Raw genomic sequence first — 17,368 nt, 5'->3', positions numbered from 1 at the left:
GCGGGCCAGTGGGATGAGGTGGAGTCCAACACCCAGCCGTGTGGAATGGCGGTTCAAGGCCGTGTCCGGCGCGTTTTGCGCGATTCGGTGATAATCGCCTTTTGCACCGCACACGAAGGAAGACCATGACCGACCTGTCGCAATTCCCCATCACCAAGAAGTGGCCGGCCCAGACGCCGGACCGCATCCAGCTGTATTCGCTGCCCACGCCGAACGGCGTCAAGGTATCCATCTTTCTGGAGGAGGCCGGCCTGGCCTATGAGCCGCACCTGGTCAGCTTCGAGACCAACGACCAGATGACGCCGGAATTCCTGTCGCTGAACCCAAACAACAAGATTCCCGCCATCATCGATCCGGACGGTCCGGGCGGCAAGCCGCTGGGCCTGTTCGAGTCGGGCGCCATCCTGATCTACCTGGCCGAGAAGACCGGCAAGTTCCTGCCGCGGGACGCGGCCGCGCGCTACGAGACCATCCAGTGGGTGATGTTCCAGATGGGCGGCATCGGCCCCATGTTCGGCCAGGTCGGCTTCTTCCACAAGTTCGCCGGCCGCGAGTACGAGGACAAGCGCCCGCGCGACCGCTACCTGAACGAGTCCAAGCGCCTGCTGGGCGTGCTGGACCAGCGCCTGGAGGGCCGCAGCTGGGTCATGGGCGAGGAGTACACCATCGCCGACATGGCCATCTTCCCCTGGGTGCGCAATCTGGTCGGCTTCTACGAGGCCGGCGAGCTGGTGGAGTTCTCGCGCTTTGGCAACGTCAAGCGCGTGCTGGACGCCTTCCTGGCCCGCCCGGCCGTGGTGCTGGGCTTGAACGTGCCCAAGGCCGGCTGAGGCGCGCGTCAAGGGCGGGCGTTTGAGACATCTCAAACTTCCGCCTCTTTCGCTTCTCATCATGCTTGGACGGCGCGGCCTTTGCCGCGCTTTTTTCATGAGAGGAGGCAAACCATGGCAAACAGTTTGATGCGCTTCGATCCTTTCCGTGAGCTGGCGCGTTTCGATCCCTTCCGCGACTTCGACGATCTGCTGCGCGATGTCGTGCGCAGCGGCGACAGTGCGCCACGCATGCGCATGGACGTGGAGGAGAACGACCAGGCGTATCTGGTCAAGGCCGACATCCCGGGCGTGAACAAGGAGGACATCAAGGTGGCCATCAACGGCGTATAGGCGGGATAGGGGACCTGTTGAGGGGGAGGGCTGGAAGCGAGGGGTCGAGGAGGGCTGCTGCCGGGTGCCACGCGGGCTGTGCGCCGTGCCGCTTGCTGACCGCTGCCTGGGGTGCCACGCTCGCTACCGCCGCTGGCTGGTGGGCGAAGCCGTGACCCTGGCCGACTACGCGGTGGCGGCGCCGCTGATGTACCGCGAGCAGGCGCGCCTGCCGCTGGGCGACTACCCGCATCTGCTGGCGTGGTTCGACCGTGTGCGAGAACTGTCGGCGTGGCGCAACAGCGAAGCGGTCTCGTGAGCGCCATCGCAGCGAAAATTCTTTTCGCGCGCTTGTCGATTTCATGCGTCATCATTCGTCGTCCGGATGCAGGACCCGTTATTCAACTCACCTTTCGACATGGGGACGTCATGAACAAGCAGATCATCTTCAACCTGCCGGTCAAGGACCTGGACAAATCCAAGGCCTTCTTTTCCGCTCTCGGCTTCAGCTTCAATCCACAATTCAGCAACGAGAGCGCGGCGTTCATGGTCATCGTGGATGGCAGTATTTATGCCATGCTGATGACCGAAGCGTTCTTCAAGACCCTCATCGACAAGCCCGTCGTGCAGGCGAAGGAGGCCAACGAGGTCATCATCTGCCTGAGCTGCGAGAGCCGGGAAGAGGTGGACAGTCTGATCGCCAAGGCCGTCGCCGCCGGCGGCCGTACTCCGCATCCGCCCGAGGACCGCGGCTTCATGTATGACCAGGGCTTCGAGGACCTCGACGGCCACCTGTGGAACCTGGTCTGGATGGCGCCGCAGGCCTGATGCGGCCGGCCGGGCTGCTCAGCGCTCGCCCAGTAGCGCCTGAGCAGCCCGTAGTTCACGGTGTCGGCCATCTCGCCGTGGTTGGCCGGACAGCTCACGGTGGGCGCTGTGGTGTCCGCGAGGTCCGACTACCCGCGAACCTGCGCTTGGCGTGAGCCTGGCACCGACGCTCATCTGACGGTGTTACCGTGTGGCCCATGCTACCACGAGCGCTGCTCTTCTCGGTGAGCCTGCTGGCCGCCCTCTCGTCCTGGGCTGGAGAACTTTCGATCGAGGCCCGCGTTGGCTCCGGGCGGTGGATGCGTGTGGTGTCCATTTCGCCACGCAAGGGAGAGGCTGTCACCCTGCGTGTGGCTCCCCGCCCAGGCGCCTCCATTCGCTGGTACCGCATCTACGCGGACCTTTCGCGCTACTACAAGAACGCCAACCACCCCTGGGAGCCCTCCCCGTACGCGTGGACGGGCTGGGGGAAGATTCCATACCTCCGCGAGGAACTCCGGAGCCTGCGCGGCCACTGGGAGATCAATCCGCTCGACGCCTCCGGGAGAGTCCTCCGTGGCGAGGAGCTGGATCCGCATCCGGCCAAGGCGCCCCACTACGTGGAAGGCGTGGGCACCTTCTGGTTCCAGGCCGAGGTGGAAGAAGGCGGCGCCACCTCGAGCTCTCCGGGGCTCGAACAGAGCGATCACCGCGGTCTCTCGCCCAAGGTGTTCCGAATCTCCATCCGCGAGGGGGAGGGGTACCTGGGCTACCTCACATCCTTCTTCAATGTCCCGGGCCTGTTCGGTTCCGTTCCGCACCAGAGCTACAACTACATCGGCGTGGACTGCGCGGACGTGCTCATGGCCGCGCGCGCCCGCTGGATGGGCAAGCCTCTCGACCGTGACTACAACGTCGCCGCGCTGGTGGAGGAGCTTCCCAGGGCGGCCACGGTCCAGCTCCGCCAGGGCGCACCGGCTCGTGCGCTGCCCATTGGCGAGAACGTCCGGCCGGGCGATCTGCTCGCCGTGCGGTACCCCGGTGCGAGGCAGTTCCAGCACGTGGGGGCCTTCTACTCGGACGGGAACGCGAACGGGCTCTTGGACGCGGACGATCTCGTCTTGCATGCAGGCCCCGAGGCGCTCCATCTCTCGCGCCTGGGAGAAGGAGCGTTCGACGGAGAGGTGGCGATTCTCCGCCTCGGACGACGAGGAACTGCGCCTGGCGGTTGACGAGAGGCTGAAGGAGCTCCTCCTCGATGCTGGCTGGAAGCGAGGGGTCGAGGAGGGCTGCTGCCGGGTGCCACGCGGGCTGTGCGCCGTGCCGGTGCAGAGGCGGTGCAGCCCCTTTATGCACACGCCGGCCCAGGTGGCCCCCCAGGGGGAGGCAGCACGGGTGTGGGCGTCTTTGGCCGCGTGACGGGCTCGAGGCTCAACACCCCGCGTGCTGGGCAGGCCCCTGCGCTGCAGCCAGTAGCGCAGGCCCAGTGGGCCGTGCCAGGTGCTGCACAATGGCTCGCACTGCGTTGGGTGCCGCCAGCACCGTCCCCTCCGGCCGCCTCCGCCGGTACGCCCACCCGCGCTCCCCCACCTACCCCTCCCCGGTCACACTGCGCCAGGGTACAGGCTACCGCCAGGCTCCCACGAGACTCCGCCAGCCCCCCTCTGGAAGTCCCAGGCGGCGGGTTCGATTCCCGCCGCTTTCATGCAGAGCAACCCGCCGCTCTGAGCCGAGCCTACTCCCAACGAGGAGGCGCGGCTCGCCTTGGGGGGGGACCAAATCGGTTCTTGTCGGACCAAATTTGGACCAAGTCCTCTTGGGGCACAAGCCTGCCCAGGCCGCCCTCCCAGGAGAGGGGGACGGGGGGGCCCTGGGCCTGTTGGCCTGTGGCGGCTTGAACCTCAACTTGATGGCCTTCGCCTCGACGAGCCGGCGCACCTACCTGCTTGCGCACCGTCTCGCGAAAACCTGCCGTCCCCTGCTTCGCGAGCAGCCGGGACAAAATGTAATCTATGCGGCATGGACACGATCGATCGCATCCGGGCTGAGGTTTCCAGATTCCACCAGGATCATGGCTTCGGCAGGTCCGCCGCCGACGCCTTTCCCGCGTGGTGGCTCCACCGTCGCTTCGAACTCGCCGGTCAGGAGGCAACGGGCCGCACTGCCGATGGAGCAGCTGGGGACTTCGGCCTCGATGCGTTCCATCTGCACCAGCATCCGGAACGCGGTCTCACCCTTCATCTCGTCCAGGCGAAGTTCTCAGAGAGCCGGCAGGAATTGAAGAAGGCGATTATTGGCTTCGAACGGACGATGCAGGAGGTTCAGCGGATCTTCAGCGGTGCTCCCAGCGACGCCGCTTCACAGCACCGGATCATTCCCAGCCTTGCCGCAGCGATTCAACGACACCCAGAAGCCATTCAAAACCTCCGCATCGAATTCGAGGTGCTCCACCTCTGCTCCGACGAGGACCAAACGCTTGACAGGACAATCGCTGGCGCTCGCGAGAAGTTCTCGGAATGTGCTCAGACTCTCTTGGGCAACCACGTCGTGAACCTCAACCTGAATGGGCCCGAAAAGCTTCTCCCTCGCGAACCGGCACCGGTCAACGTTCCAACTCAGGCGCGCGTACTCCGCTTTGAAGGTGTCGAACTCAAGACCAGAGGAACCACCCGCTACTTCGCTGGTCTTGGCTACCTGTCCGATCTCGTGGAACTCTACCGAGACTATGGCGAGCAGCTCTTCTCTAAGAACGTGCGCTTCTTCAACTTCAAAGGCCTGGAGAAAGGACCGGCACGACACATTCGTGAAACGCTCAGAACACTCTGCATGAACATCAAGGAGAGTTCCCCTCCCCCGGAGCGCTTCGCGATGTTTCACAACGGCGTGACGGTTCACGCAAAATGGGTTGAGAAAACGGAGGGTCAGCTTTCAATTCGTGGCCCGAACGTTCTCAACGGATGCCAGACGATTAAAAGTTCGTTCCTCTTCACACAGAATCCGAAGAACAAAGCCCGCATCGACGAGGACCGTTGGCGTTCGATTCCAGTTCCGGTTCGCGTGGTCATCACGCACGACGAGGACTTCGTCCGTCACGTCACCGTCAGCAACAATCGCCAGACCGCGATTCGCCCCTCGGCTTTTCGTGCGAACGACCCAGTTCAACTGCGTCTTGCGGAACGCTTCGCAGAGCGGAAAATCTTCTACGAGCGTCAGGAGGGCGCATTCGAGAATCACAGTCGGGCAAAGGAGCTTGCGTTCGAGGAGCTCTATTCGAACAGCCGGCACGAGCCGCTGAAAATGGAGGAACTCGCACAGGCGATCTCGGTCGTCTCCGATCAGCCCGCTCTCTCGGTGGCATCCAAGCTCAGCGACATCTTCGAAGACGCGACCTACAAGCGAGTCTTCGACGAAGAGAAGCTCGGCAATCTCGATCTTCTAGTATTCCTCCGCAACATGCTGCGCGTCGTTCCGTTCGCGCTGAAGGACGTGAAGGATAAGACGGCCAATCTCGAGGGACTGTCGCGTACCCGATTCACTTTTCCGGTGACCAAGATCCTGGCGCGTCACATCGTCAAGACGGCGCCCAAACTCGTGACCGAGTACGGCTCGGTCGTTCTCGGACGCACCGGTCCCACCCACCCTCTGCGAGATCGTTTGAAGAAGCTGATGGCTGCCCAGAACACGGGGCTGCAGCAACTCCTTTACGAGATCTGGAGAGATCCAAAGAAGGACCTCGGGTGGAAGAGCGCGACAGATCAAGACTGCGTCCAACGCGCCTTGAAGAAGACCAGGACAGAGGGAGTGGATGTCTTCGCGCTCCTTGGTGCTGCTGAAGCCGACAGACAGGCATGAAGCCGACAGCGTATAGGTGCCCGGGCGCGGCATGGGCCCTGGCCTCTTGGCCATGGCGGCTCAAGCCTCAATACCACGCGGCCTGGAGTGGCCCAGTGCTGGGAACCAACCTCGCACACCCTATGGCCCACCTGCCTCTCCCGGCCACACCTCGCCAGGGCACATGCTGCCGCCAAACTCCCCCGTAGTGACGGCGAGAGTGCCGCCACCCCATCCGGCCCGAGGGGAGCATGACCTACCCAATGGGTTTTCAGTACCTAGCCAGTCCCGACAGATTGACCTTGCTGTCAGCCACTCTCTGTAATCTTCGGGTTTGGGCTTCCAACGCTTGGGCGGCCCGCCCGGAGAGGTGCGGCGATGTTGAAATACTCCGTTGATTCGCGTCCCGTGGACACACGGCAGCTCTTGCGCGTGGGAGCGCTGGCTTTGGCGGCGTTGATGCTGGTTACAGCGTGCGCCACGGGGGCCCCCACGGGCGCGGCATACCATTACCGTCCGCCTGTGTCGCATGACTCGCCCGAAACGTGGGCGTTGGAAGCGGAAGCTGACGACGAGGACACGGGCGAGGGCGAGGCCATCTTCTCCAACCTGCCCACGGACTTTCAGCCGGTGCGGGTCAGTGACTCCGAGCTTGCCGCAGCTCTGACAACGTTTTGGCTCCAAGTCCCGCTGCGGGTGTCCGCCTCATGCCCCCCGCTGTACGTCGGTCGGAAACTGGCGCTAGCGTCCGCGCCCTTGAGTGGTGAAGCGTGGCAATCAGGCCTTGCGCAGTCCTACGGGCGATTTTGCGAGCGGCGCGGCACTCCTGGCGACTGTCTAACTTTGTTTGATGACGGGCCTCGCCTTCAAGCTGACGATAAGCGCAGCATTGCCCTTGCCCTGGCGGTGGGTCCTGCCCTAGAGGGAGTGGACGCGGAAGTGCGGGCCATGCTCAACCCTACGCGGGTGCTGGCTACTCTCAGCTTCACCATCACAGCATACATGGCGCTGTTGCTGGCACCGGAGCCCATCACGAAGAGCGTTGCGCTCGCGTTCTCCGTGCTCATGTGGGGTTATCTCGGATGGGAATTCCTTGATCTGCTGCGAGCCTATGCGCAGCTTTACCAAGATGCGCCGCGAGCCTCTACCTTCGCGGAACTGCGAGAGGTGGGTGACAGGTTCGGAAGAGTCATCGGCCCCAATAGCGTGCGAATTCTGGTCATGGTGGCGACGGCGGCGATAGGTGAAACGGCGGCGCTCATGTCGAAAGGGCCTAAGCTGCCGGGCTTTGGGCAAGCCTCGCGCACGGTCGAGGCAAACACCGGACTTCGCATGATGGATACGGCAACCGGTGCCGAGCGAGTCATTGTTTCCGTAAACGAGGGCACGATCCGCATTGTCCTGCCAGTCAACGCCGTGTCCATGACTGCGCGGAACGGAGGAGGCGCGCGCTCTGCGCTACAACTAAATCCGCCTGCGAAAGGCGGCAGGCTTCTCCCTGTTGGGCATCGTGCATTTGGGTCATTCAGATCATTCAAGCGTTACATGGGCAAGGCGGGCGATGGCAAGGATTGGCATCACATCGTTGAGAAGCGCAACGCCAAGCGCTTCGGTTCCGAGGCCATCCACAACACCGAGAACGTCATAGCCCTGGAAAAACCCCTTCACGACAGAGTGAGTGCCTTCTATTCGTCGATTCAAGAGAATATTACCAAGTCTTCGACTCTGACGATCAGACAATGGCTCGACGGTCAATCGTATGAGGCACAGCGCGCGTTTGGTCTATTGGCGATTGAGAACATTAGAAGGGGAGTTTGGTGATGAACTTGGGAGAAATCGCGGAAGAATTCGCTCGGAATGTAGCCGCGCACACGGATGCAATCTGGAGTGGCGACCGTACAGGCGGCAGAAAATACACAAAGCGATACATCACGGCATTCAAGAAGCTGCGAGCACACGGCGACGCTGGGCGTGATGCGCTCGCAACGCTGTTGATTCACCCCCGCCTGGATGTTCGGGTCAAGGCGGCAACCTACCTGCTCAGTGATCGACCCGAGCAAGCTAAGCCCGTTTTAGAGGAAGCGGCTAAAGGGGAAGGCATGATCCCCTTTATGGCAACTCAGACGTTGAAGTATTGGGAGGAGGGCACTTGGAGCCTAGATGTTGAGTAGCACGACGGCAGCCAGGGCGGGCACCTCGGGCGGGTGGAGGCAATCAGGGCACAGCAGCCGAAGCTCAGGCGCGGTGGAGCCGCCAGGGCGCCGCGCTGGGTGCGCCCGCGCCTCGGGCCCGGTGGCGGTACCAGCGGGCGCGGCAGCCGAAGCTCGGGCCGGTAGCCACGGTGGGCACCCGGGGCCCGGCAAGCGAAGCTCGGGCCCGGTAAAGGCAACAACCAGGGCAGCCCGGCAACTCGCCCGGACAGATGGGCACCCTATTTTCAGAGGGAAAACGGGGGGATGCCTCTGATCCCGAGGGAGAGCGGCTCCGCCCTTAGCGGCTTCGATTCCCGCCGTCTCCACTAGAGGTTGCGCCGCTCGGGGCCGCGGGAAGACTGCCGCCACCACCAGGCTACTTCTGACCGTAGTACGCGTTCTGACCGTGCTTCCTCTCGAAGTGCTTGCGGATGAGGCGGTCGGAGAGGCGGGCCGCGTCGGGAGAGAGACCGCGGGTGATGAACGCCATCTTCGCCAGCTCCTCCAGGACAGCGGCGTTGTAGACCGCCTTCTCGGCGGTCTCTCCCCAGGCGAAGGGCGCGTGCCCGGCCACCAGGACCATGGGGGTATGCAACGGGTTGCGGTTCCGGAAACACTCCAGGATCTGATTCCCGGTCTCCGTCTCGTAGTCGCGTCCCACCGCCTCATCGGTCATGAGCGCCGTGCAGGGGACGTCTTCAGCCAGGTGGTCGGCGTGGGTCGTGCCGTAGATGGGGATGGGCAGGCAGGCCTGGGCCCATCCCGTGGCGTAGGTCGAATGGGTGTGGACGATGCCCCCGAGGCCCCGCAGGTTCCGGTACAGGACGATATGGGTCCTCGTGTCGGAGGAGGGGCGGAGCGTGCCTTCGACGATCCTCCCCTCCAGATCGACCACCACCATGTCGTCCACCTGGAGCTTCTCGTAGGGGACACCGCTCGGCTTGATGGCGAAGAGGCCCGCCCCGGGCTCCAGGGCGGAGACATTCCCGAAGGTGTAGATGGCGAGCCCGCGCCGCGGAATCTCCATGTTCGCGGCCCAAGCCCGTTCCTTCAATTCGCGGTATTTCGATTCCATGAGGCCTCGGTGCGGTTCGGTTCGGTGCTCGAGAGTTCTCGCGGCCTACCCGCCGGCATGGGCAGCCCGCTCGGTGGCCGTGGGCGCGGGGCTCTGCTGCCCGTTGACCTCTCGGGCCGCGGGGGCAGGCTTCCTGCTCCGGGGGCCACGCGCCAGCGCCTTCTGCAACAGACAGAAGACGAGCAACAACAGACCAATGACGATCTTCGTCCACCAGGAGCTGAGGCTGCCCTCGAACATGATGAGGGTCTGGATGGTGCCGTAGATCAGGACGCCGACCAGGGTGCCCGCGACATAGCCCGAGCCACCGGTGAGCAAGGTGCCGCCGACCACCGCCGCCGCGATGGCGTCCATCTCCATGCCCTGCGCGTGCAGCCCGTATCCGGAGAGCATGTAGAAGGTGAAGGCGATGCCCGCCAGGGCGGAGCAGAAGCCGCTGAACGTGTAGGTGAGGATCTTGGTCCTCGCGACCGGAAGGCCCATCAGCAGGGCCGACTGCTCGCTCCCGCCAATCGCATACAGGGTCCTCCCGAAGCGCGTGTAGTGGGCGAGGTAGATCGCCACCACCAACATCCCCAGTGCCATGACGACGTTGACGGAGATGGAGGTGTCGAACGGCAGCGGGAAGCGAATCGCGGAGACCTCGGTGAAGAACGGCTCCGTGATGGCGATCGAGTCGATGCTGATGAGGTAGCAGAGCCCCCGTGCGAGGAACATGCCCGCCAGCGTGACGATGAAAGGCTGGACTTCGAAGTATTGGATGACGATCCCGTGGACCAGGCCGATGGCCGCCCCCATCAGCAGGACCAGGGGAATGACCAGCGCGGGGCTCCAGCCCCGGTTCTCGACCAGGGTCGCCAGAACCATGGTGGTCAGCGCGATCACCGAGCCCACCGAGAGGTCGATGCCACCGGAGATGATGACGAAGGTCATCCCGATGGCGGCGATCAACAGGAAGGCGTTGTCGACGAAGAGGTTGAGGAAGACCTGGAGCGAGAAGAAGCCCTCGAACGCGACCGAGCCCGCCCCGAACATCACCACGAAGAGTCCCAGGGTGACCACGAGCGGCAGGTAGCGCGGGTCCAGGCGAGGCCTCGGATGCGCTGGCGTCAGGGCGGGGAATGCCACGGCGGAAGCAGCGGAGTTTCCATCGTTCATCACAGTGCCTCCTGAACCTTGCCCAGCGTGGCGATGCGGTTCCGCACCTTGTCGGACTGCAGGATGCTGACGAGGAAGACGACGGCCGCCTTCACGACGAGCGTCACCTCGGGCGGCACGCCGACGGAGTAGATGGTCGTGGTGAGCGTCTGGATGATGAGGGCGCCCAACACACTGCCCACCAGCGTGAACCGGCCGCCATTGAGCGCGGTGCCACCCAGGACCACCGCGAGGATGGCGTCCAGTTCGAAGAGCAGTCCCGCGTTGTTGCCGTCCGCGCTCTTGACGTTCGAGCTGACGATCAGGCCCGCGATCCCCGCGCACAGGCCGCAGAAGGCGTAGACCCAGAAGGTGATGGCGCGGGAGCGGACCCCGGCGAAGCGGGCGGCGACGGGGTTGAGGCCGACCGCCTCGATGAAGAGGCCCAGCGCGGTCTTCCGGGTGAGGAGCAGGAGCAGCGCCAACACGGCGGCCACGATGAAGAGCGAGAACGGGAGCCCCGCGAGGAAGCCATTCCCGATGAAGAAGTAGGGGGTGTAGTAGATGGTGATGATCTGCCCGCCGGTGATGAGCTGGGCCACGCCTCGCCCCATCACGAGGAGGATCAGCGTGGCGATGATGGGCTGCATGCCGAAGAAGGAGATCAGCATGCCGTTCCACATCCCGAAGAGCATCGCCACGGCCAAGGTGACGACGATGACGAGCGGCAAGGGATACCCGGTCGCGTCCTGTGCCCCGCCGCTCAGGTCCAGCTGGCCGCCGATCATCGTCGCCGCCACCGCCCCCGAGATGGCCACCACCGCCCCCACGGAGATGTCGATGCCGTGCGTGGCGATCACCAGCGTCAGCCCCATGGCGATGATCATCAGGGGCGAGGCACGGTTGAGGATGTCGATCAGGCTTCCGTAGAGGTGCCCCTCCCGGATGGTGATGGAGAAGAAGTGGGGATTGAAGGCCAGGTTGAACAGCAGGAGCAGGGCCAGTGTGACCAGCGGCCAGAAGACCCGCCTCCTGGCCAGACCCCGGAGGAGCTCGGACGTGCGGTTCATGCCTGGCCTCCCGCGATGATCCTGAACACCGTGCTCTCGTCCGCCTCGCCCGCCTCGATTTCGCCCACCTTGCGGCGGTCGCGCATGACCGCGATGCGATCCGAGTAGCAGAGGACCTCTTCGATCTCCGAGGAGATGAAGAGGATGGCCATGCCCTTGTCGCAGAGCTCCATGACCTTCTCCATGATCTCGAGCTTCGCCGCCACGTCGATGCCGCGGGTCGGCTCGTCGAGGATGAGCATTCGCGGGTTGGTGGCCAGCCAGCGCGCCAGGAGCACCTTCTGCTGGTTTCCGCCCGAGAGCTGGGAAATGGGCTTCTCCGCATCGGGAGTCTTGATGCCGAGAGCCTTGATATAGGTTTCCGCGAGCTCGTCCTGCTGCTTCCGGGAGAGCGTGCGGAAGATGCCTCGCTTCGCCTGCAGGGCGAGCACCATGTTCTCACGGATGGACAGCTCGCCCACGATGCCCTCGTGCTTACGGTCCTCCGGGCAGAAGCCGATGCCGTGCTGGATGGCCTTCAAGGGTGAGGAGAGCCGCGCCGACTTCCCCTCGATCTTGATGGAGCCCTGCTCGGCCCGATCGATGCCGAAGAGCAGCCGGGCGATCTCCGTCCTCCCCGAGCCGAGGAGACCTCCCATGCCCAGCGCCCTGCCCCGCTTCACCTCCAGGCCCACGTCCTGGACCGAGCCCCTTCGTCCGAGCCCCTCCGCGCTGAGGAAGGGCGCCTCGGTGTCCTCGCGCCCCTCGTCCTGGTCCGCCTCCTCCGTCGGCGAGGGACGGGCGCCCTTGGACCTGCTCGGGCCCGCCTCGGCGACCTCACGGCCGACCATCCGGGTCACCAGCTCGATGCGCGACAGCTCGGCGACGGGGTACTCGCCGACGAGCTCGCCGTTCCTGAGGATCGTGATGCGGTCGGAGATCTCGAAGATCTGGTCGAGGAAATGGGTGACGAAGAGGATGGCCATCCCCTGGGCCTTGAGCTTCCTCATGACCGAGAGGAGCATCTTCACCTCGTCCTCGGCGAGGCTCGAGGTGGGCTCGTCGAGGATGAGGATCTTCGCCTGTGTGCTCAGCGCGCGAGCGATGGCGCACACCTGCTGCACCGCGATCGAATAGGCGGAGAGCGGTGCGGTGACGTCGATGTGGATGTTGAGGTCCGCCAGGAGGGCCTCCGCCTTCCGGTTCATCTGCTTCCACCGGATGGCGAAGGCCTCGGAGGGTTCATGACCGAGGCAGATGTTCTCCGCGACCGAGAGGTTCGGGCAGAGGTTCACCTCCTGGTAGACCGTGCTGATCCCGAGCTTCCGGGCCTCGCTCGGGCTCCTGGGTTTGATTTCGCCACCCTGGAGGAGGATGCGTCCCGCGTCCGGGCGATGGACGCCCGTCAGGATCTTGATCAACGTCGACTTGCCCGCGCCATTCTGGCCCATCACCGCGTGGACCTCGCCCGGCAGGAGGCGGAAGTCGACGCCACGGAGAGCCTGGACACCGGAGAAGCGCTTCGAGATCCCCTTCACTTCGAGCACCGGAACGGCTTCAGTCATGGACGCCTCCTCGCTCACGGCCTGGGTGTCAGTACTTCCGGCTCGGGAACTCCTTGGCGGCGGTCTCCTGCGGGAACACTCCCTCTTGCGTGACGATGCGCCGGGGCACCGGCTTGCCGGCCACCACGTCCTTCGCGAGGCTCATCAGCTGCGGCCCCAGCAGCGGGCTGCACTCCACCGTGCAGTTCAGCTTGCCGGCGATCATCGCCTCGAAGGCGCCCTTCACCGCGTCGATGGACACGATGATCACGTCCTTGCCGGGCCGCAGGCCAGCTTCCTCGATGGCCTGGATGGCGCCAATGGCCATGTCGTCATTGTGCGCGTAGAGGACATTGATCTTCTTGCCCTCGGCCTTGAGGAACGCCTCCATGACCTCCTTGCCCTTCGCGCGGGTGAAGTCGCCGGTCTGCGAGCGGATGATCTTGAACTTCGGCTGGTCCTTCAGGACCTCCTCGAAGCCCTTCTTGCGGTCGATGGCGGGAGCGGAGCCGACGGTGCCCTGGAGCTCGACGATGTTCACCTCACCCTTGGCGGCCAGCTCCTTGACCGGCTGGTAATCGATCAGCCACTTCGCGGCGCGGCGGCCCTCCTCCACGAAGTCCGAGCCCAGGAAGGTCACCCAGAGCGACTCGTCCTTCGAGGAGACGGCGCGGTCGGTCAGGATGACGGGAATCTTGGCGGCCCTGGCCTCCCGGAGGACAGGCTCCCAGCCGGTCTCGACCACGGGCGAGAAGGCAATCACGTCCACCCGCTGGGCGATGAAGGAGCGGATCGCCTTGATTTGGTTCTCCTGCTTCTGTTGTGCGTCGGAAAACTTCAGGGTGATGCCCTCCTTGGCGGCGGCATCCTTGATCGACTGGGTGTTGGCCGTGCGCCACTCGCTCTCCGCACCGACCTGGGAGAAGCCGAGCACTATCTTCTTGTCACCGGCCAGGGCCAGGCCCGGTCCGAATGCAAGGATGAGAAGGACTGCGGACGCTACGTTGAACAGGACTCTCTTCATAGGTCGCCTCTCACTTCGTGCTGTCTGGGGGTTTCAAAGGCCGTGCTCGCCTACCGGGACAGCCGGTACGCGAGGTCGTTCCAACGAAGCTCGTTCTTGAGGGTGGAGAGCTCCGTCCCACTCCCGATGTGGATGAACTCGATGCCAACCATCGCCGCGAAGTCCTGGAGCTGGGAGACGGTGACGGCGCGGCTGAAGCCGGCATGGTGGGCGCCACCCGCGAGGATCCAGGCCTCGCAGCTTCGCTTGAAGTCGGGCAGGGGCCGCCAGACAGCGTGCGCCACGGGGAGGTTCGGCATCGGCTTCTCGGGCTTCACGACGTCGAGCTCGTTCACGATCATCCGCATGCGGCCGCCCATGTCGACGAGGGTCGCGTTGACCGCGGGGCCAGCCCCGGCCGCGAAGACGAGGCGGCAGGGATCGGCCTTGCCACCGATGTCGAGGGGATGGACTTCGAGCGAGGGCTTGCCCTCCGCGATCGAGGGACAGACCTCGAGCATGTGCGCACCGAGGACGAGCTCGCTCCCCTTGGTCAGGTGGTACGTGTAGTCCTCCATGAAGGAGACGCCGCCGGGACGCCCCGAGCTCATCACCTTCATGATGCGGACGAGGGCTGCCGTCTTCCAATCGCCCTCCGCACCGAAGCCGTAGCCCTTCGCCATGAGCCGCTGGCAGGCGAGGCCGGGCAGTTGCTTGAGTCCATGGAGGTCCTCGAACGTGGTGGTGAAGGCGCTGAAACCACCCTCCTCGAGGAAGCCACGCATCCCGATCTCCTGCCGCGCGGCATCGCGGAGCCCCAGGCGTCGCTCGCCCCCCTTCCTGAGGGCCGGAACGAGGGAGTACGTGTCCTCGTATTCCGAGACCAGGGCATCGATCTCGGAATCGCTCACGTCGGCGATGCGTCCGACCAGGTCACCCACGGCGTAGCCGTTCACGGACCAGCCGAACTGGATCTGCGCCTCGACGCGGTCTCCTCCGGTGACGGCCACCTCCCGCATGTTCATGCCGCCGAAGCGGACGATCTTCATGCGCCGCGATTCGGCGAGACCGCAGGCCGCCCTCGCCCAACCGTCGAGCTTCGCCAGGACGTCCTCGTCCTTCCAGTAGCCAACGACGATCTTCCGCTCCAGCCTCAACCGGGCGCCGATGAACCCGAACTCGCGGTCGCCGTGGGCGGACTGGTTCAGGTTCATGAACTCCATGTCGATCTTGTCCCAGGGGAGCTCGCGCTCGGTCTGGGTATGGAGGTGAGCCAGAGGCTTCTGGAGGCGCGAGAGCCCGGCGATCCACATCTTCGACGGCGAGAAGGTGTGCATCCAGGTGATGACGCCGACACAGTTCGGCGAGTTGTTCGCCTCCAGGCAGACGTTCAGGATCGCCTCGGGATCCGTGAGCGTGGGCTTCCAGACCACGCGGACGGGAAGCTTCCCGGAGGCGTCGAGGGACTCGGCGATCTTCCGTGAATCAGCGGCGACCGTCGCCAGCGCCGCATCACCATAGAGATGCTGGCTTCCGGTGAGGAACCAGACTTCCTGCTTCTTCGAATCGATCATGACCCTGCTCCTGTTTCTCGTCCCGGCCCGGGCCAGGACGTGGGGGCCTACCGCGTCAGCGTCCTCTCCACGAAGCCACCGAGCTCGAGGTAGCTCTGGTAGAGAGACGCGTAGTGCCTGGCGCGCGCCGGGTCGGGCCGGTAGGTCCGCTCGACGCCAGGCGACATCGCCTCCTGTGCTGCCTCGACCCTGGGATGGAGACCCGCGGCGGTCGCCGCGAACATCGCCGCACCCACCGCCACGGCCTGATCGCCCGCGGAGACCGCGATCTCCATGTTCATCACGTCCGCAAGGGTCTGCATGATGAAGGGGCTCTTCCTGGCCACGCCGCCCATGGCGATGACACTGTCGAGCCGGATGTCCGCCGACTTGAAGCGCTCGGCGATGGCGCGTGAGCCGAAGGCCGTCGCCTCGACCAGGGCGCGGTAGAGCCGCGGAGCGTCCGTCCCCAGGTTGATGCCCGTGATGGCGCCCTTGAGGCGCTGGTTCGCGTCAGGCGTCCTCCGCCCGTTCATCCAGTCCAGGGCCAGCAGGGAGTTGTCTTCCAGCGGGAGCTCCTTCGCGGCCCGCTCGAGCTCCGGAATGACACGCTCCAGGAGCGCGTCGGCGAGGGGCTGTTTCGTTGCCGTGTCCCCTCCGGACAGGGCGGGGAGGATCGCCTCGAGAGGCCAGCCGAGGAGCTTCTTGAACCAGGCGTAGACGTCACCGAAGGCGGACTGCCCCGCCTCGTAGCCGAGCATTCCCGGGATGATGGAGCCATCGACCTGACCGCAGATGCCCGGGACCAGCTTCTCCGGCTCCTGCGACCTGGGCAACACGACCATGTCCAGACTGCTCGTCCCCAGGATCTTCAGGAGCTGGCGCGGTTTGATGTTTCCGCCCACGGCGCCCATGTGCGCATCGAAGGCGCCCACGGCGACGACGGTGTCCCGTGGCAGACCGAGCTTCGTGGCCCACTCCGCGCAGAGGGTGCCGAAGGGGATGTCCGAGGTGAAGGTCTCCCTTCCGAGGGAGGACTTGAGCTCGACCAGACGCGGATGGAGCCGGGCGAGGAACGCGTCCTCGGGGTATCCGCCGAACTCGGCGTGCCACATCGCCTTGTGCCCCGCGGCGCAGCGGCTGCGCTTCATCTTTCCAAGGTCGTCACACCCCGTCAGGACGGCGGGTATCCAATCACAGAGCTCCAGGACACTGACCGCGGCCTGGGCCACGGCCGGATTCGTCTCGACGACGCGGAGGGCCTTCGCCCAGAACCACTCGCTGGAGTAGATGCCGCCCTCGTACCTCGTGAAGTCGGCTCCGCCCCAGGTCCGCGCCGTCTGGTTGATGCGCTCCGCCTCGGCCACCGAGGTGTGGTCCTTCCACAGGATGAACATGGCGTCTGGGTTCTCCCGGAACCCAGACGTGAGGGAGAGAGGCACGCCGCGCCGGTCGGTGAGGACGGGCGTCGAGCCGGTGGTGTCCGCCGCGAGGCCACGAACCCTGGACGCAACGTCCTTCCCCGCCCGTGCAAGCGCTTCCGTGATGGAGGCGTGCAGGGTCTCCAGGTAGTCGAGGGGGTGATGGCGAAACCTGTTCTCGCTCGGCTCGCAGTAGAGCCCCTTCGCCCAGCGGGGATAGTGCTGGACGGAAACACTCACCACCTCCCCGTCCGACGCGTCGGCGACCACCGCCCGGACGGAGTCCGTTCCAAAATCAATCCCGATGACGAACGCCTCGCGCTTCATGGGACCTCCAGGAGAACAGCAGTGAGTGGGAGCGGCCGGGCCCGAACGAACCCGGTAATGGCGGCGGATTGTGAGCGTTAACATGCGGAGCGTCAAGCGAAGTGCTTACATTCCTGACGCGTGTCACGCATGATGCGACGCGCCAACGCATGACGCGTTGCACCACCCTCCGACCGACTGGACAGGCACCGAGCCTGTATCCAGGAGCGGAGTCATGAGGATATAGGCTGTCACGATGAGTGGATCCCAGACGGGACGCAGGACCCAAGATCGCAAGAGCCGCCCGC

The 17,368-nt window shown here is 64.7% G+C and carries 15 protein-coding genes; 8 read left to right on the top strand and 7 right to left on the bottom strand.

What is annotated here, in order from left to right; translation table 11 throughout:
- The first annotated feature begins 125 nt into the window (after positions 1-125).
- From JRI60_RS17545 to JRI60_RS17510, 8 genes are all read left to right on the top strand, one after another.
- Complete coding sequence (locus JRI60_RS17545) at positions 126-830, top strand: glutathione S-transferase N-terminal domain-containing protein (protein ID WP_204227009.1); 705 nt, start codon at positions 126-128, stop codon at positions 828-830.
- A 114-nt stretch (positions 831-944) separates the two neighbouring features.
- A complete protein-coding gene (locus JRI60_RS17540; RefSeq protein ID WP_204227008.1) occupies positions 945-1,163 on the top strand; it encodes a hypothetical protein in 219 nt (72 codons plus the stop codon).
- 64 nt (positions 1,164-1,227) lie between these two features.
- A complete protein-coding gene (locus JRI60_RS17535; protein WP_204227007.1) occupies positions 1,228-1,461 on the top strand; it encodes a glutathione binding-like protein in 234 nt (77 codons plus the stop codon).
- A gap of 110 nt (positions 1,462-1,571) precedes the next feature.
- Complete coding sequence (locus JRI60_RS17530; RefSeq protein ID WP_204227006.1) at positions 1,572-1,970, top strand: VOC family protein; 399 nt, start codon at positions 1,572-1,574, stop codon at positions 1,968-1,970.
- Positions 1,971-2,167: 197 nt separating this feature from the next.
- The gene (locus JRI60_RS17525) at positions 2,168-3,181 is read left to right on the top strand and encodes a hypothetical protein (protein WP_204227005.1); all 1,014 of its coding nucleotides are present in this window, start codon (positions 2,168-2,170) and stop codon (positions 3,179-3,181) included.
- Between the two features lie 787 nt (positions 3,182-3,968).
- Positions 3,969-5,801: an AIPR family protein gene (locus JRI60_RS17520; protein ID WP_204227004.1), complete on the top strand. Its 1,833-nt coding sequence runs from the start codon at positions 3,969-3,971 to the stop codon at positions 5,799-5,801.
- A 357-nt stretch (positions 5,802-6,158) separates the two neighbouring features.
- Positions 6,159-7,601: a SitA5 family polymorphic toxin gene (gene sitA5, locus JRI60_RS17515; RefSeq protein ID WP_204227003.1), complete on the top strand. Its 1,443-nt coding sequence runs from the start codon at positions 6,159-6,161 to the stop codon at positions 7,599-7,601.
- Positions 7,601-7,951 carry a DUF2019 domain-containing protein gene (locus tag JRI60_RS17510; RefSeq protein ID WP_204227002.1) on the top strand — a complete coding sequence of 117 codons (351 nt, stop codon included), beginning with the start codon at positions 7,601-7,603 and terminating at the stop codon, positions 7,949-7,951. The genes sitA5 and JRI60_RS17510 overlap by 1 nt, the downstream gene beginning before the upstream one ends.
- 397 nt (positions 7,952-8,348) lie before the next feature.
- On the opposite strand, the gene JRI60_RS17505 is transcribed toward JRI60_RS17510, so the two are convergent.
- The 7 genes from JRI60_RS17505 to JRI60_RS17475 are packed head-to-tail and all read right to left on the bottom strand — an operon-like array spanning position 8,349 to position 17,081.
- Entirely contained in the window at positions 8,349-9,047 is a 699-nt protein-coding gene (locus JRI60_RS17505) for an L-ribulose-5-phosphate 4-epimerase (protein WP_204227001.1), read from the bottom strand.
- Between the two features lie 45 nt (positions 9,048-9,092).
- Positions 9,093-10,205: a galactofuranose ABC transporter, permease protein YjfF gene (gene yjfF, locus JRI60_RS17500; protein WP_204227000.1), complete on the bottom strand. Its 1,113-nt coding sequence runs from the start codon at positions 10,203-10,205 to the stop codon at positions 9,093-9,095.
- Entirely contained in the window at positions 10,205-11,254 is a 1,050-nt protein-coding gene (locus JRI60_RS17495; protein ID WP_204226999.1) for an ABC transporter permease, read from the bottom strand. The genes yjfF and JRI60_RS17495 overlap by 1 nt, the downstream gene beginning before the upstream one ends.
- On the bottom strand, positions 11,251-12,798 hold the full coding sequence (locus tag JRI60_RS17490) for a sugar ABC transporter ATP-binding protein (RefSeq protein WP_204226998.1): 1,548 nt from the start codon (positions 12,796-12,798) through the stop codon (positions 11,251-11,253). Before JRI60_RS17490 ends, JRI60_RS17495 begins: the two co-directional genes overlap by 4 nt.
- A gap of 28 nt (positions 12,799-12,826) precedes the next feature.
- On the bottom strand, positions 12,827-13,801 hold the full coding sequence (locus tag JRI60_RS17485; protein ID WP_204226997.1) for an ABC transporter substrate-binding protein: 975 nt from the start codon (positions 13,799-13,801) through the stop codon (positions 12,827-12,829).
- A 50-nt stretch (positions 13,802-13,851) separates the two neighbouring features.
- The gene (gene araA, locus JRI60_RS17480; protein WP_204226996.1) at positions 13,852-15,354 is read right to left on the bottom strand and encodes an L-arabinose isomerase; all 1,503 of its coding nucleotides are present in this window, start codon (positions 15,352-15,354) and stop codon (positions 13,852-13,854) included.
- Between the two features lie 47 nt (positions 15,355-15,401).
- Complete coding sequence (locus JRI60_RS17475) at positions 15,402-17,081, bottom strand: ribulokinase (RefSeq protein WP_204226995.1); 1,680 nt, start codon at positions 17,079-17,081, stop codon at positions 15,402-15,404.
- Between the last annotated feature and the right edge of the window lie 287 nt (positions 17,082-17,368).

Origin of the sequence: Archangium violaceum (assembly GCF_016887565.1) — a bacterium.
GTDB classification, from domain to species: Bacteria; Myxococcota; Myxococcia; order Myxococcales; family Myxococcaceae; genus Archangium; species Archangium violaceum_B.
The sequence above is the reverse complement of the archived record's forward strand: the minus strand, read 5'-3'. Positions and strand labels throughout refer to the sequence as shown.

Excerpts from the sequence above, each read along its gene's own strand:
- JRI60_RS17545 (WP_204227009.1), top strand. The coding sequence starts at position 126 with ATGACCGACCTGTCGCAATTCCCCATCACCAAGAAGTGGCCGGCCCAG.
- JRI60_RS17540 (WP_204227008.1), top strand. The coding sequence starts at position 945 with ATGGCAAACAGTTTGATGCGCTTCGATCCTTTCCGTGAGCTGGCGCGT.
- JRI60_RS17530 (WP_204227006.1), top strand. The coding sequence starts at position 1,572 with ATGAACAAGCAGATCATCTTCAACCTGCCGGTCAAGGACCTGGACAAA.
- JRI60_RS17525 (WP_204227005.1), top strand. The coding sequence starts at position 2,168 with ATGCTACCACGAGCGCTGCTCTTCTCGGTGAGCCTGCTGGCCGCCCTC.
- JRI60_RS17520 (WP_204227004.1), top strand. The coding sequence starts at position 3,969 with ATGGACACGATCGATCGCATCCGGGCTGAGGTTTCCAGATTCCACCAG.
- sitA5 (WP_204227003.1), top strand. The coding sequence starts at position 6,159 with ATGTTGAAATACTCCGTTGATTCGCGTCCCGTGGACACACGGCAGCTC.
- JRI60_RS17510 (WP_204227002.1), top strand. The coding sequence starts at position 7,601 with ATGAACTTGGGAGAAATCGCGGAAGAATTCGCTCGGAATGTAGCCGCG.
- JRI60_RS17505 (WP_204227001.1), bottom strand. The coding sequence starts at position 9,047 with ATGGAATCGAAATACCGCGAATTGAAGGAACGGGCTTGGGCCGCGAAC.
- yjfF (WP_204227000.1), bottom strand. The coding sequence starts at position 10,205 with ATGAACGATGGAAACTCCGCTGCTTCCGCCGTGGCATTCCCCGCCCTG.
- JRI60_RS17495 (WP_204226999.1), bottom strand. The coding sequence starts at position 11,254 with ATGAACCGCACGTCCGAGCTCCTCCGGGGTCTGGCCAGGAGGCGGGTC.
- JRI60_RS17490 (WP_204226998.1), bottom strand. The coding sequence starts at position 12,798 with ATGACTGAAGCCGTTCCGGTGCTCGAAGTGAAGGGGATCTCGAAGCGC.
- JRI60_RS17485 (WP_204226997.1), bottom strand. The coding sequence starts at position 13,801 with ATGAAGAGAGTCCTGTTCAACGTAGCGTCCGCAGTCCTTCTCATCCTT.
- araA (WP_204226996.1), bottom strand. The coding sequence starts at position 15,354 with ATGATCGATTCGAAGAAGCAGGAAGTCTGGTTCCTCACCGGAAGCCAG.
- JRI60_RS17475 (WP_204226995.1), bottom strand. The coding sequence starts at position 17,081 with ATGAAGCGCGAGGCGTTCGTCATCGGGATTGATTTTGGAACGGACTCC.